Below are 13,897 nucleotides of genomic sequence, written 5' to 3' on the forward strand. Positions count from 1 at the left end.
CAGCCGGTGCCGCGCGATCGGCGGGCAGCACGCCGCGTCCGCGGTGAGGTCCGTGAGCGTCAGCGCCTGTTTCGACATGCCTCTAGGTTGACAGATCTCAAATCAGCGTGCAACCGTTGATTCGACGGACGTCAAGACATCTGACGGAAGGGTGCGATGGGGTATGCTTCGATCGTTGATCGGCGATGGACGATGAACCGGGGACGTGGTGGACGGACTGTTGGACCGCGCGGTCGCGGAGGAGTACGCCTCCTGGTTCCGCGCCCTCGCCGACCCGTCCCGGGTCCAGATCGTCGAGTACCTGGCGCGCCAGGGCCGCCCGTTGAGCGTCGGCGAGCTCGTCGCCGCGGTCGGGCTCGCCCAGTCGACCGTCTCGCAGCACCTGAAGATCCTCACCGACGTGCGGTTCGTGCTGGTCGAGGCGGTCGGCACGGCCCGGCACTACCGGATCAACACCGCCTGCGTCGCCTGCTTCCCCTCCGCCGCCGACGTCGTGATGGGCAGGCCCGCACCGAGCGCCACCGGAGAGTGCCGATGAGCGACCTGACCATCCGCCCGATGACCGCCGCCGACGCCGGCGCGGTGCTGGCGATCTACCAGGCGGGCCTGGACGCCGGCAACGCCAGCTTCGAGGTGACCGCGCCGTCGTGGGAGACGTTCGACGCGACCCGGCTGCCGGCGCACCGTCTCGTCGCGACCGGCCCTACCGGCGCGGTCCTGGGCTGGGTCGCCGTGTCGGCGGTGTCGGCCCGGCAGGTGTACGCCGGCGTGGTCGAACACTCCGTGTACGTCGCCGAGGCGGCCCGCGGCCGCGGCGCGGGACGGGCCCTGCTCGACGCGCTCATCGACTCCACCGAGGCCGCCGGGATCTGGACCATCCAGTCCGGCGTCTTCCCCGACAACGCCGCCAGCCGGGCCCTGCACCGCGCCGCCGGCTTCCGCGAGGTCGGCGTCCGCGAGCGGATCGGCCGGCACCCCGCGCACGGCAACGCGTGGCGCGACGTCATCTTCGTCGAGCGCCGCAGCCCCCGCATCTGACCCTCGCCGCGTCCGGCCCGAGCGCCTTGCACGCTCGTATTTCGAATTTCATCTAGATACAGGAGCTACCATCATGAGCGTTCTCCCCGTCGCCGTCATCGGTGCCGGCCCCGTCGGGCTCGCCGCCGCGGTGCGCCTGCACGAGCGCGGCCTGCCGTTCGTCGTGCTCGAGGCCGGTGACGGCCCGGCCGCCGCGGTGCGCCAGTGGGGGCACGTGCGGCTGTTCTCGCCGTGGCGGTTCGACGTCGACGCCGCCGCCCGCCGGCTGCTCACCGCCGCGGGCTGGGTCGAGCCCTCCCCGGAGGACCTGCCGACCGGCGGGCAGCTCGCCGCCGACTACCTGCGCCCCCTCGCCGGCCTGCCCGAGCTCAAGCCGCACATCCGGTACGGCGCGCGGGTCGTGGCCGTGACCCGGCTCGGCCTGGACCGGCTGCGCACCGCCGGCCGGGACCGCACGCCGTTCCTGGTCCGGCTCGCCGACGGCACCGACCTGCACGCCCGGGCCGTCATCGACGCCTCGGGCACCTGGGCCACGCCCAACGTCCTCGGCGCGTCCGGCATCCCCGCGCACGGCGAGGCCGGGGCCGCCCCGTACGTCGAGCACGCGTTGCCCGACGTCCTCGGTGCCGACCGGGACCGGTTCGCCGGCAGGCGCACCCTGGTCGTCGGCGCCGGGCACTCCGCCGCCAACACCCTGCTCGCCCTGGCCGACCTCGCCGCGCAGGTCCCCGGCACCGCGATCACCTGGGCGATCCGCGCGGCGACCCCGGCGCGCACCTACGGCGGCGGGACCGCCGACGCCCTGCCGGCCCGCGGCGCGATCGGCACCCGGCTGCGCGAGCACGTCGACGCCGGCCGCGTCCAGCTCGTCACCGGATTCTCCGTGCAGACCCTCACCGTCCTGCCCGACGGCGCGGTCGAGGTGTCCGACGGTGCCCGCACCGTCGTCGCGGACCGCATCGTGTCGGCGACCGGGTTCCGCCCCGATCACCGGTTCGTCGCCGAGCTGCGGCTGGACCTGGACCCGGTCCTCGGCTCCACCCGCGCCCTCGCCCCGCTCATCGACCCCAACGAGCACTCGTGCGGCACCGTCCCGCCGCACGGCGTCGACGAGCTCGCCCACCCCGAGCCCGGCTTCTACGCCATCGGCGTGAAGAGCTACGGCCGCGCCCCGACGTTCCTCCTCGCGACCGGTTACGAGCAGGCCCGCTCGGTCGCCGCCGCGCTCGCCGGGGACTGGGCCGCGGCCCGCGACGTCCAGCTCGACCTGCCGGCGACCGGCGTGTGCTCCAGCGCTCCCGCGGAGGCGTCCGGCGGCTGCTGCGGTACCGCCGACGCCACCGCCGACACCTCGGGCAGCCGCGGCCTGGCGACGGGCCTCGCCGGTGGGCTGCTGTCCGCCCCGCTGCCCCTGACGGCGGTGCCGGCGGCCACCGGCGCGGCGCAGGCGGGCGGCTGCTGCGGGTGACGGCCACGACCCCGCCGGCCCCCGGCGTGACGGCCGGGGGCCGGCGTCCGGCGGCGTGGCACGGCTGGCGGATCGTGGCGGCGTTCGCGGTGACCCAGACCGCCGGCTACGGCTGCCTCTACTACGCGTTCGCGGTCCTGCTGCACCCGATCGCCGCCGGCCTGCACACCTCGACGACCGCCGTCACCGGCGCCGTCACCACCGCGCTGCTCGCCTCCGCCGCCACCGCGGTCCCCGCCGGCCGGTGGCTGGACCGCCACGGCGGCCGGGCGCTCATGACGACCGGCTCGCTCGCCGGCGCCACCCTGCTCGCCGCCTGCTCCCAGGTGCGTGCCGTGTGGCAGCTGTACGCGGTGTTCCTCGGCCTCGGCGCCGCCATGGCGCTGGCACTGTACGAGCCCGCCACGGCCGTCATCGTGTCGTGGTTCGACCCGGCCCGCCGGCCCCGCGCGCTGCTCGGCATGATCGTCGTGGCCGGGTTCGCCAGCACCGTCTTCATGCCGCTCACCGGGGTCCTGGAGCACCGGTACGGCTGGCGCGCCACCCTGCTCGTCCTCGCCGCCGGGTACGCCGCCGTGGCCGTGCCGTTGCACGGCCTGGTCGTGCGCCGGCCGCCGGCCCCGGCGGGTTCCGGCGGGACCGGCGCCGGACCGTCCACGGTGGACCGCGGCGCCGCGGTGCGGGCGGCACTGCGTGACGGGCGGTTCTGGTGCCTGGCGGTCGCGTTCGTCGCCCACGGCGCGGCGATGAGCGCGATGACCGTGCACCTCGTCGGGTTCCTCGTCGCCGCGGGCCACCCCGCCACGTTCGCCGCCACGGTCGCCGGCCTGCTCGGCGTGCTGTCCGTCACCGGCCGGCTCGCCCTCACCGGCGCCCAGCGCCGCCTGCCGCTGCACCGGGTCGTCGCGGCCGTGTTCACCGTGCAGGCCGTCGCCGCGGCCGGCCTGCCGTTCGCCGGCGCCAGCCGGGCCGGGGCGGTCGTGGCGGTCACCGGGTTCGGCCTCGGGTTCGGCATCGCCAGCCTCGCCACGCCCGCGCTGCTCGCCGAGCGGTACGGCACCGCCGCCTACGCCAGCATCGCGGGCACCCTCGCCGCCCCGGTCACCCTCGCCAAGGCCGGCGCACCGCTCGGCGCCGCCGCCCTGTACACGATGACGGGCAGCTCCACCCCGGTGCTGCTCACGATCGGCGCGGCCGGTCTGGTCGCCGCCGCCGGCATCCTCGCCTTGACACCGTCCAGACCGATCAGCGAACATTGAGTCAATGAACGTTGACCTTTCTTCGGTGGAGCGACGGGCACGGGTGCACGCCGCGCTCGGCGACCCGGCCCGGCTGGCCGTCGTCGACACGCTCACCCTCGGCGACGCCTCCCCCGGCGAGATCGCCCGCGCGCTGGACCTGCCGACCAACCTCGTCGCCCACCACGTCAACGTGCTGCACGACGCGGGCCTGCTCACCCGGGTCCGCTCCGAGGGCGACCGCCGCCGCACCTACCTGCGCCTCGAGCCGGACACCCTGGCCCGCCTCGCCGCGCCAGTGCTGGCACCGGTGCCGCGCGTCGTGTTCGTGTGCACGCACAACTCGGCCCGCTCGCAGCTGGCCGCCGCGATCTGGACCGGCCGGGTGCTCCAGCGGCTGCAGCCCGAGATCCCCGCCGCGTCCGCCGGGACGCACCCCGCGGCCAGGGTCCACCCGCGCGCCGTGGCCGTCGCCCGCCGGCACGGGCTGCACCTCGACGCGACCGGCACCGCGCACATCACCGACGTCGTGCATGACACCGACCTCGTCGTCGCCGTCTGCGACAACGCCCACGAGGGCCTCACCCGGGGCGTCCGGCCGCGGCTGCACTGGTCCGTTCCCGCGCCCGCCGACACCGACGCCGCGTTCGAGGCGACGTTCGCCGAGCTGGCCGGCCGCATCGAGCGCCTCGCGCCCGCCGTGGTGCCCGCCCGGTGACCCGCCCCGCACTGTGGCGCCGGCTGCTGGCCGAATTCGCCGGGACGCTGCTGCTCGTCACCGCCGTCGTCGGCTCCGGCATCATGGCCGCCACCCTCTCCCCCGGCGACGCCGGGCTGCGGCTGCTGGAGAGCTCGGTCGCGACCGCGTTCGCGCTCGCCTCGCTGATCCTCATGGTCGGCCCCGTGTCCGGCGCCCACCTCAACCCTGTGGTGTCCGCCGCCGACTGGTACCTCGGCCGCCGTACCGGCGCCGGCCTGCCCGCCCGGGATCTCGCCGGGTACGTGGCGGCCCAGACCACCGGCGCGATCGGCGGCGCGGTCCTGGCGAACCTGATGTTCGGCCTGCCGGCGGTCACCGCCTCCGGCACGCACCGGGCGGCGGGGCACCTGTGGCTCGGCGAGGTGGTCGCGACCGCCGGGCTGATCCTGCTGGTCTTCGCCCTCGCCCGCGCCGGCCGGCTGCCGGTCGCGCCCGCCGCGGTCGGCGCGTACATCGGCGGCGCCTACTGGTTCACGTCCTCCACCAGCTTCGCCAACCCCGCCGTCACCGTCGGCCGGGCGTTCACCGACACGTTCGCCGGGATCGCCCCGGCGTCGGTGCCGGCCTTCGTCGCCGCCCAGCTCGCCGGCCTCATCGTGGGTGTCGGGCTGCTGCTGGCGCTGTACCCGGTCGCCGCGGTCGCCCCGGCCCCCGCCCTGTCCCCTGTCGCGTCGCCCGTGGAGCCGTCATGAGTGCCAAGCCCAGCGTCCTGTTCGTCTGCGTGCACAACGCCGGCCGTTCCCAGATGGCCGCCGGCTGGCTGCGGCACCTGGCGGGCGGCACCGTCGAGGTCCGCTCCGCCGGCTCGGCCCCCGCCGACCGGCTCAACCCGGTCGTGGTCGAGGCGATGCGGGAGGTCGGCATCGACATCACCGCCAGCACCCCGCGCCGGCTCGACCACGCCACCGCCGAGGCCTCCGACGTGCTCGTCACCATGGGCTGCGGCGACGCCTGCCCCGTCTTCCCGGGCAAGCGCTACCTCGACTGGCAGCTCGACGACCCCGCCGGCCGGGACCTCGCCGCCGTCCGCCCGATCCGCGACGCCATCAGGGCCCGCGTCGAGCAGCTGCTCATCGAGCTGTCCGCCGGCACCGCCCGGCCCGGCACCGACGCGGGCCACGCATCGAACCATTGACACGTCTCGCCGCCGTCTCGTAGCGTCCGGCCCAGCATTCGCCGAACGGGGCGGCGGACGCGAGGCCCGACGCCGCGCCCAGGCTGCCCCATGTCCACGGGGAGCACCATGAGACGCAGCAGAGTCCTACCCCTCCTCCTCCTGCTGGGCGGCAGCCTGGTCGCGCTGCCACAGGCCGCTCAGGCGGCCCCGCCGACGGCCGGCCTGCCGGCCGGGTACACCTCCTGGGCGCAGGTGATGGCGGCACAGGAGCCGCTCAACACCGCCGGCCTGGCGATCCGCGACGCGGCGGCGACGAACCCCGCCTCCGGGTACAGCAACCACAGCATCGACGTGGTCACCAGGACCCTGACGCTGTACTGGAAAGGCACGCCGAGCGGTCCGGAGGCCGGTGTCCTCGATGCCGCCAAGGCCCGCGGCATCAAGGTGGTCGTGCACCCGGCCCGCTACTCCGCCACCGAGGTGGAGGCGAAGCGCGAGCTCATCCTCCGCGACGCGCAGGCCGCCAGGATCGCGCGCGTCAGCCCGGCGACGGACGGCAGCGGCATCACGGTCAGCGTCCGGCCGGCGGCCGGGGTGACGGCGTTCGGGGCCGGCGTGACGCCGGGCGCCGACGCGCCGAACCTGCGGGCGGCCGTCCGCGCCGGCGGGGTCACCGTGGTCACCGCCGAGCCGGCGCAGATGTACACCCGCGAGGCGGACAGCGCACCGTTCTACGCCGGCGGCCTGATCATGCGCGACGGCGTCGGCGGACCGGCGTGCACCGCGGGCTGGTCGGTGCGCTTCCCGAACAACGAGCAGTTCACCGCCACCGCCCGGCACTGCGGCGCCCTCGGGTCGAACTGGTACAGCGGCGACGGCCACTACCTCGGCTGGGGCGCCGGCGAGTCCATCACCCGGCAGTCGGACGGCAAGTGGCGCGGGTACGACGCGCTGTTCGTCGTCACCACCGGCAGCGGCGGCTCCGACAGCAGGATGTTCGACGGTCCGGGGGTGTTCCAGGCGAACCAGTTCCAGAAGCTGGTGCGCGGCACCCACGAGTCCAGCACCAACAGCTGGGTCTGCATGTCCCCGGCGGTGACCGGGGTGCGGTGCAGCATCCAGATCGTCAAGGACAACGACTCGGAGTGCGTGTACAGCAACGTGCCGGGCATAGCCGACGGCACCACGGTCTGCTTCAACACCATCTCGGCCCTGTCGCGCGCCGACGAATGGATCACCATGGCCGGTGACAGCGGCGGCCCGGTGTTCGTCAACGCCGACAACAACACCAACGTCTACGCCGCCGGAATCATCCACGGCTCCTACGGCCAGACGGGGCAGTGCGCCAACCCGCTGTACGGCCACTACGGCGCGCAGCCCAGCACCGTCAGCTGCTCGCGGGGTGTCTCGTTCACCTCGATCCGCAAGGCGATGGCACCGTTCTCCGGCCTGCAGGTGAACGGGGCGTGATCCAATCCGGGGCCCGCCCGGGCACCGGCGCGGGCCCCGGTCGCGGGACGTACATACGGCTCAGCTGTTGAGGATCCGGGCCTTTTGCTGTTCGAACTCGGCCTCGGTGAGCACTCCTTGCGCCTTGAGCGCGCCGAGCTGCTGCAGCTGCGCGAGCCGGTCCGACGTGTCGCTCCCGGCGGCGTACGCGCCCTGCGGCTGGTTGTACGCGCCCTGCGGCTGGTTGTACGCGGCCTGCTGGTCCTGCGCCGCCCACCGGCCGGCCTGCCGCCGGGAGACCCGGTTCGACACGGCGGTCGCGGTGCCGGCCACCACGGTGGTGCGGGCGATGCCGCGAAGAAGCCCTGGCATGGTGCGGTGTCCTCCTATCGGCTGGCTTCGGCGTCGATGCGCTCGACGGCCGCGAGCAGCGCCTGTACCGGGATCCGTCCGCCCGCGACGAGCTGGCCGCCGCCCCGGCGCAGCGCCGAGGCCAGCGGGGCGGCCCAGCGGTTCTCGTACACGAGGATCGCCGCGATGCTGCCCGGGCTGAGGACGTCGGCCGCCTCCGCGAGGTCGTCCGCGTCGACCAGCCCGGTGCTGACCCCCTCGAACATCAGCAGGTCCAGCGTGCCGTCCTGGTCGAGATCGGTCAGCTCGAGCCCTTCGACCGTGCCGTCGGCGCGCTTGCCGACGAAGACGAGATCGAGGATCCTGATGATGCCGCGATCGACCAGGTCGACGAGCAGCGGGAACCCTTCGCCGGTGAGCCGGCCCTCCGGAAACTCCACCACCAGGTAGTCGACCGGCCCCATCGTATCGAGATCCCGCATGAGCCAACGATGCCGCTGCCCGGCCTGCCCCTGCGTCATCCGCACCGGGTGACCGCCCCCGCCGCCGTCATCGTCCGGGCCCAGCGCCGAGCCACACGACCGGCGACGTCCGGGGCGACACCCGCTGACCGCTCAGCCGCGGTGCCGGCGGCCGGAGGCGCTGTGCGGCACCGCGGCCGTCAGGTCGATCCAGTACCGGCGGGTCCGGCCGAGCTCCGTGTCGCGCACGTCCTCCAGCACGCCGCCGTTGCCCTCGATCGTGCGCGCCGAGGCGACGTTGTCGTCGGCGCAGGTGACGAGCACCCGGTCCATCCCGCGCCCGGCCGCCGCCGCCAGCACCGCGCCCAGCGCCCACGTCGCCACGCCGCGCCGGCGCGCCGAGGGGCGCAGCCCGTAGCCGATGTGACCACCGGCGCGCAGCAGGAAGTCGTTGAGCCGGTGCCGCAACGTGATCGCGCCGAGGTACCGGTCGTCCTGCACGATCCACCAGTACGTGGCGTGCACCCGGCCCTCGGCCACCGGCGCCGACTCGTCGGCCTGCTGGCGCAGCCAGCGTGCCCACGCGGCGAACCCCTCGGCGGAGTCCACGTCGTCGGCGGACGGCAGCCCCGAGCCGGGTTGGTGGGCGCCGAGGCCCCACTCGTCGCGCGCCTCCAGCCACGCGGCGTGCAGCCGGCTCGTCGGCGCGATCAGCTCCGGCACCTCAGCCGTCCTCGCCGTCGCGCCAGCGGAACCCGGGCAGCTCGACCTCCCAGGCGTCCACCGGCGGCTCCGGCGCGTCGCCGCTCAGCAGGCCCTCGGCGTAGAAGCCGAACAGCTCCACCAGCGCCCGTTCGCCGAGGTCGAGCGGGTGGAATGGCAGCGGGTACGGGTCCGGGTGCGGGTCGACGGGGTGCTCGCCGCGCCAGTACGGCAGCGGGTCGCCGAGGTCCTCGATGACGCCGTGGTCCGGGGCGAGGCTCAGGGACCGGACCAGCCGGCCGTCGTCCCACACGGCGAACGCCAGCCAGTCCACGACGCTGTGCCCGGTGCTCGGGTAGGCCACGACCGCGGTCTTCGCGCCCATCAGCGGGCCGCCGTGGCGGCGATGGCGGCGTGCGAGCGGCGGGTCTCGTCGCCCGGCCGGTGGTCGCGGTCGATCTCTGTGAAGCCGGCGCGGGCGAGCCGCGTGGAGAGCTCGTCGGCGGGCCACCGGTAGGCGGTCGTGACCTTGTGGTCGAAGGCGGCGACGTCGGTACCGTCGAAGAAGCCGACGACGAGGGTGCCGCCCGGGGCGGTGACCCGCCGCAGCTGGGCGAGGACGCCGTCGAGCTCGGCCGGCGGGTAGTGGATCAGCGAGCCCCAGGCGAGGACGCCGCCGAGGGACGCGTCCTCGACGTCGAGGCGCTGCATCGAGCCGAGCCGGTAGGGCACGCCGGGGTGGGTCGCCTCGGCGTACGCGATGAACTCCGGCACCAGGTCGATCCCGCCGGCGTCGGCGCCCAGGGAGCGCAGGTAGGCGGTGATGTGGCCGGGGCCGCAGCCGACGTCGAGCACCGGGCCGGGCACCGCCGCCAGGTGGCGTCCGATGAAGGCGAGGTCGTCGGCGTGCACCTGCTCGCTGGTGCCGAACAGGCTGATGTACAGGTCTGCGACGGAGGCGTACGCGTCCCGGACGTGATCCACGTTCACCGGGCGACTATAGGGAGACCAGCGGCGCGATGACCACCTGGCGGCGCCCGAACGGCACCGGCACCGGGGACGCGCCGGCGTTCAGACGGCGGTGAGCAGCGCGTCCAGCGGCGCCGGCACCGTGCCGTGGACGGCCGCCGCGTCGACCAGCAGCCTGGCGTAGCGCTGCTTGCGCCGCGCGCCGCTGCCCAGGAACCGGCGCAGCTGCGCGTCGGGCGGCTGGTCGCGCCAGGCGGGCTGGCGCTGCAGGGAGCGCAGCGACGTCAGGTCGCCCTGGGTGTCGCACAGCGCCTCGACGGCGGCGACGCCCAGGGCCCGGATCAGCTCGTCCTCCAGGTCCTCGACGCAGACGTGCACCGTGGCCCGATGGGCGCCGGCCAGGCCGCGCCGGAACAGCTCCGCCTCCCGCAGGTCGCACAGCCCGGCGAGCCGCAGCGCGGTGCCCGCCGGGCCGAGCGTGCCGAGGAAGCGGCCGATCGCGTGGGCGCCGCCGATCGGCACGACCACGACCCCGTCGGCGTCGAGGTCCCGGCCCCGGGCCGCGGCGGCGGTCTCCACCGCGACCTGGTCGCTGACGCCCTCCACGAGGATCAACGCCGCGGCGGCGCCGACCTTCGCCAGCGCCCGCGCCGTGGCCCGCAGCGGCGCGTCGGGGCCGTGCGCGTACCCGCCGAGTGTCTGCCCGGCCAGCGCGCGGCGGGTGGCGGCGTCCACGGCGTTCACGATCCGCCGGTCATGATGACCAGGCCGAGGCACATCTCGTCGCTGGTGCCGTCGCCCCACACGACGTAGCGGGGTGCGGTGCCGCGCAGCTGCGGCAGCTGCGCGCGCAGCCCGGCGTCGTGGGTGCAGGTGACCCGCAGCGTGTCGCCGGGCTTGACCGCGACGGGCTCGCCGAGCGGGTGGATCGCCTGGTCGTCGAAGTTGTACCGGGGCACGTCCAGCAGGGTCCGCGCGCCGGGTGTGCCCGGGTTCAGCTCGATCGTGATGGCGCGGCCGAGCAGGTGCATGTGGCCGGCGACGGCGTGGACGGTGCCGGCGCGGGAGATGGGGCGGTCGCAGTGCTGGGTCGGTCCGGCGGTCACCGGCCGGCCCCGGTTGCAGAGCTTGACGAGCTGCTCGGCCTGGCCGCCGACCTCGGCGCCGAAGCGCTGGGTGACGTCGGCGACGGCGGCGGCGCGGTCGCACAGCGGGCCAGACTCCCCCGGCGTGCACGGCAGTTCGATGGGGGCGGGCAGCAGCGACGTCTGCAGCGGGGTCATCACGGCGGTGGTGTCGTTGAGCCGCAGCCGGATGCTGGAGCGGTCGGCGCCGCCGGCCTTGCCGCCGGTGGCCAGCAGGTTGTAGTGGATCTGCATGACCATGAGGCTGCCGGGCGGCATCGGGTAGCCGAGGTTCGGCGCCAGCAGCGTCTCGTTGGCGCCGGGCGCCCACGACGCGACCCACGTGTCGCCGGCCACGCCGGAGTCGCCGAAGCAGGTCCAGCCGTCGCCGGGGGTGCCGTCGTCGAGCCGGCGGGCCTCGTCGGCGGCGCCGGGGCCGATGCGGAAGAAGATCGCGTGGTGCACGATGTCGGCGTTCTGCGGCAGGAACTGGCTGCCGGTCAGGTACGCCTCCTTGGTGAGCTTCGGGTCGACGAGGAAGCAGCGGTACTCGTCGGTGCCGCCGTTGGGCGCCTTCGGCGTGTACTGGGCCGGCATGGCCAGCTCCTGGAAGCGTTCGCCGGCCCGCAGCGGCTGTGCCGGTGGCGCCGAGAAGTGCCCGGCGTGCGACCCGGCGGACGTCGTGGCGGCCGGTTGCGGGTCCTTCACCGGGCCGGCGCCCGTGCCGCAGGACGCGACCAGGACGGCCGCCGTGAGCGCGGCGGCGAGTCGGAGCGACTGGTGCATGTGGTACCTCCCCGTGTTCGACAGGCATCGATGATGCTCGCACCTGGCGGTCCGGCACATCCGGGATCCCCCTGAACCGTGCCGAATGTGCGAAAAGCCGTCAGGGTTTGCGTCCCCAGGCGGAGATCATCGGCGAGGTGGCGAGGTCGAGCCGCCCGGCCGCGACGTTGCCGAGGTGCTCGTCGATCGTCGCAGCCTCACGCGGCGGCGGGCTGCCGGCGGCGCAGCGCGAACCAGGCGATCGCCGGGGCGCCGACCAGCCCGACGAGCGCGCACGCCCCCGTCAGGTACGCCAGCTTGTACTGGTCGGAGCGGCGGGCGTCGTACACGTCGCGCGCCGGGTCGCGGGTGTCGTAGCGGACCGGCAGCTCGTCGCCGACCCTGGCACCGGCGGTGTCGCTGCGGCCCTCGACCTCGGCACGGACCTGCCGGCCGCCGGCGGTGAACTCGACGTACACCCGCCGGCCCTTGCCGCTGCCGGTGACCTCGACGACGCGGGCGCCGGTCTGCGCGCCGTGCTCCCGCAGGTCCCGGTCGCGGCTCCAGGTCCGGTACGCGATCGTGGCGAACACCAGCCCGACGACGACACCGAGGGCGGCGAACAGCAGCGGGTGCGGCGCGCGGCGACGGAGGAGGCCCATGACGGCGGCGTTCCCGCCACCCCGCCGATCGAAACGCGGCCGCTCACCCGGCCGCGGCGCCGGTCGGCCGCGGGCGTTCGTCCGGCGGTTCGAGCGGTTCGAGCCGGACCCGGGCGAGCAGCTCGTGGATGGCGTCGGCGCGGCCGGTGCCGAGGCCGTGCCGGGTGACGTTGAGCGCGCCGGCCGCCGCGCCGGTCCGGATCGCCTCGCTGAGGTCACCGCCGTGGGAGAGGACCGCGGCGACCGCCGCCGACATCGAGTCGCCGGCGCCGCGGTGCTCCTTGATCTGCAGCGGCGGCACGTGCACGCGCTGGACCGTACCGTCGATGAACGCCAGCGCCGGGTCGCCGGCGCGGCTGACCAGGGCCGCGCCGGCACCGTCCCGCAGCAGGGTCCGGCCGGCGGCGACCAGTGTCTCCTCGGCGTCGGTCGCGGCACGGCCGTCGCGCAGCAGCTCCTCGTGGCTCACCTTCACGAACGACGCCTTGCCGCGCAGGACCGCGGCGAGGTGCTCGCCGGAGAGGTCGGCGACGACCCGGGCCCCGTTCGCGGTCAGGTCGGTGCTGAGCCGCCGGTACACGTCGGGATGCACGACGCGCGGGTCGGCCGGGCCGCTCAGCACCGTCACGTCGCTGCGCAGCCCTTCGGCGAGGGCGATCGTGTACAGGTCGTCCAGGTCGTGCCGTTGCAGCGGCGCCCCGGGCCACGCGGCGATCTCCCGGCGGGCGCCTGCGCGGCGGTCGTGGACGTACCAGCCGCTGCCGGCCGGGCGCCGCACCGACCTGACGGTGACCTCCAGCCCGGCGAGGAGCGTGTCGACGAGCCCTCCGGTCTCCCCGCCGACACTGACGCACAGGGTGACGTCGCTGCCGAGAATGGCCGCCATCCGGGCCTGCCACACCCCCTGCCCGCCGGGGTGGACGTGCAGGTCGGGCACCTCGGCGGTCTGCTCGACGGTCACGGTCAGCACCGGCGCGGGGGCGAACACCATCACCTTGCCAGTCACCAGGTCCAGGTACCCTCCCGGTGGACGATCAGACCCACCGCGGCGGGTTCGCCGCGACCCGCGCCACCGGGTCGACGGTCTCCGGCCGGCGCGCGGGACGAGGTCCACCTGGACGACGTCGCCGGGCCCGCACCTGCCCCGCACCGGCCCGGTCCGGGAATCCGGGGCACGGGCCGTGACCAGGCCGCCGGCGCCCGCCGCCGGGTCCGGGCGGCGCGGGGGCCGGTGCGGCCCCGGTACAACCGGCGGCATGACGCAGCACTCCACCGTGGCGCCCCGGGCGGTACCGGCACAACTGACCGCAGCCGCCGCCCTGGGCCTGTTCAGCCTCATGGTGCCGATCACCGCCCGCGACGAGGTCACCTTCCCACCGGGTACCGACGTGCGCGTCGACTACGTCGACTACGTCTCCTTCGCCGACGACAACACCATCTTCCTCATCGGCTTCGACATCGCGGTGATGGTGGCGCTGCTGCTGTCCACCGTCGCCCGCGGCTCGCGCGCCCCGCGGTGGCTGGTCTGGGTGTTCGTCGTGATGACGGCCCTGCACGCGTTCCTGGCCGTGGTGCACGGCTCCCTGGCGGCCACGGACGCGTCCATCCACTTCACCATCGGCACCTGGGTGCTGCTCGTGGAGGCCGCCGTCCGGATCGTCGCCGGCGTGCGGCTCGTCCGGCCACGCGCGGCCACCCCGTCCCCGGTGCGCGCCGCCCCCGGCGCGGGCTGAGCCGCCCGGCCCGCACCGGCCCCGTCCGGGCACTCCGGCGCGCATGATCACCGCAGGGTG

General features: G+C 75.3%; 18 protein-coding genes. 9 read left to right on the forward strand and 9 right to left on the reverse strand.

All coding sequences use genetic code 11. The features are described from left to right. The first annotated feature begins 208 nt into the window (after positions 1-208). The 8 genes from OP18_RS27035 to OP18_RS27070 all read left to right on the forward strand — a co-directional run bounded on the left by OP18_RS27035 (position 209) and on the right by OP18_RS27070 (position 7,091). Positions 209-538 (forward strand): ArsR/SmtB family transcription factor, encoded by a 330-nt coding sequence (locus OP18_RS27035; protein WP_033361963.1) that lies wholly within the window; start codon positions 209-211, stop codon positions 536-538. Then, entirely contained in the window at positions 535-1,038 is a 504-nt protein-coding gene (locus OP18_RS27040; protein ID WP_033361964.1) for a GNAT family N-acetyltransferase, read from the forward strand. The genes OP18_RS27035 and OP18_RS27040 overlap by 4 nt, the downstream gene beginning before the upstream one ends. 73 nt (positions 1,039-1,111) lie before the next feature. After that, on the forward strand, positions 1,112-2,506 hold the full coding sequence (locus OP18_RS27045; protein WP_033361877.1) for an NAD(P)-binding domain-containing protein: 1,395 nt from the start codon (positions 1,112-1,114) through the stop codon (positions 2,504-2,506). Further along, positions 2,503-3,765 (forward strand): MFS transporter, encoded by a 1,263-nt coding sequence (locus OP18_RS27050; protein ID WP_033361878.1) that lies wholly within the window; start codon positions 2,503-2,505, stop codon positions 3,763-3,765. Before OP18_RS27045 ends, OP18_RS27050 begins: the two co-directional genes overlap by 4 nt. A gap of 25 nt (positions 3,766-3,790) precedes the next feature. Further along, positions 3,791-4,462: an arsenate reductase/protein-tyrosine-phosphatase family protein gene (locus tag OP18_RS27055; protein ID WP_245635531.1), complete on the forward strand. Its 672-nt coding sequence runs from the start codon at positions 3,791-3,793 to the stop codon at positions 4,460-4,462. Next, on the forward strand, positions 4,459-5,196 hold the full coding sequence (locus OP18_RS27060; RefSeq protein WP_052387407.1) for an aquaporin: 738 nt from the start codon (positions 4,459-4,461) through the stop codon (positions 5,194-5,196). Before OP18_RS27055 ends, OP18_RS27060 begins: the two co-directional genes overlap by 4 nt. Next, the gene (locus OP18_RS27065; protein ID WP_052387408.1) at positions 5,193-5,639 is read left to right on the forward strand and encodes an arsenate reductase ArsC; all 447 of its coding nucleotides are present in this window, start codon (positions 5,193-5,195) and stop codon (positions 5,637-5,639) included. The genes OP18_RS27060 and OP18_RS27065 overlap by 4 nt, the downstream gene beginning before the upstream one ends. A 108-nt stretch (positions 5,640-5,747) precedes the next feature. Next, entirely contained in the window at positions 5,748-7,091 is a 1,344-nt protein-coding gene (locus OP18_RS27070; protein WP_033361880.1) for a chymotrypsin family serine protease, read from the forward strand. Between the two features lie 60 nt (positions 7,092-7,151). On the opposite strand, the gene OP18_RS27075 is transcribed toward OP18_RS27070, so the two are convergent. The 9 genes from OP18_RS27075 to OP18_RS27115 all read right to left on the reverse strand — a co-directional run bounded on the left by OP18_RS27075 (position 7,152) and on the right by OP18_RS27115 (position 13,095). Beyond that, positions 7,152-7,442, reverse strand: coding sequence for an SHOCT domain-containing protein (locus OP18_RS27075; RefSeq protein WP_033361881.1), 291 nt, complete (start codon positions 7,440-7,442; stop codon positions 7,152-7,154). 14 nt (positions 7,443-7,456) lie between these two features. Beyond that, complete coding sequence (locus OP18_RS27080; RefSeq protein ID WP_211273688.1) at positions 7,457-7,903, reverse strand: DUF6325 family protein; 447 nt, start codon at positions 7,901-7,903, stop codon at positions 7,457-7,459. Positions 7,904-8,035: 132 nt separating this feature from the next. Continuing rightward, positions 8,036-8,605, reverse strand: coding sequence for a GNAT family N-acetyltransferase (locus OP18_RS27085; protein ID WP_033361883.1), 570 nt, complete (start codon positions 8,603-8,605; stop codon positions 8,036-8,038). Position 8,606: 1 nt separating this feature from the next. Beyond that, positions 8,607-8,969, reverse strand: coding sequence for a DUF6928 family protein (locus OP18_RS59830; protein WP_052387409.1), 363 nt, complete (start codon positions 8,967-8,969; stop codon positions 8,607-8,609). Further along, entirely contained in the window at positions 8,969-9,574 is a 606-nt protein-coding gene (locus OP18_RS27095) for a class I SAM-dependent methyltransferase (RefSeq protein ID WP_033361884.1), read from the reverse strand. The genes OP18_RS59830 and OP18_RS27095 overlap by 1 nt, the downstream gene beginning before the upstream one ends. Positions 9,575-9,655: 81 nt before the next feature. Then, positions 9,656-10,288, reverse strand: coding sequence for a TOPRIM nucleotidyl transferase/hydrolase domain-containing protein (locus OP18_RS27100; protein WP_063745605.1), 633 nt, complete (start codon positions 10,286-10,288; stop codon positions 9,656-9,658). A 5-nt stretch (positions 10,289-10,293) separates the two neighbouring features. Next, entirely contained in the window at positions 10,294-11,463 is a 1,170-nt protein-coding gene (locus OP18_RS27105) for a monooxygenase (RefSeq protein WP_033361885.1), read from the reverse strand. Positions 11,464-11,660: 197 nt separating this feature from the next. Next, entirely contained in the window at positions 11,661-12,104 is a 444-nt protein-coding gene (locus OP18_RS27110) for a DUF3592 domain-containing protein (RefSeq protein ID WP_033361886.1), read from the reverse strand. Positions 12,105-12,147: 43 nt separating this feature from the next. Next, positions 12,148-13,095: a 1-phosphofructokinase family hexose kinase gene (locus tag OP18_RS27115; RefSeq protein WP_033361887.1), complete on the reverse strand. Its 948-nt coding sequence runs from the start codon at positions 13,093-13,095 to the stop codon at positions 12,148-12,150. 265 nt (positions 13,096-13,360) lie between these two features. Here OP18_RS27115 and OP18_RS27120 point away from each other — a divergent pair, with 265 nt between their 5' ends. Next, the gene (locus OP18_RS27120) at positions 13,361-13,837 is read left to right on the forward strand and encodes a hypothetical protein (RefSeq protein ID WP_033361888.1); all 477 of its coding nucleotides are present in this window, start codon (positions 13,361-13,363) and stop codon (positions 13,835-13,837) included. Positions 13,838-13,897: the final 60 nt, after the last annotated feature.

Source organism: Dactylosporangium aurantiacum (genome assembly GCF_000716715.1).
In the GTDB taxonomy this organism is placed as follows: domain Bacteria; phylum Actinomycetota; class Actinomycetes; order Mycobacteriales; family Micromonosporaceae; genus Dactylosporangium; species Dactylosporangium aurantiacum.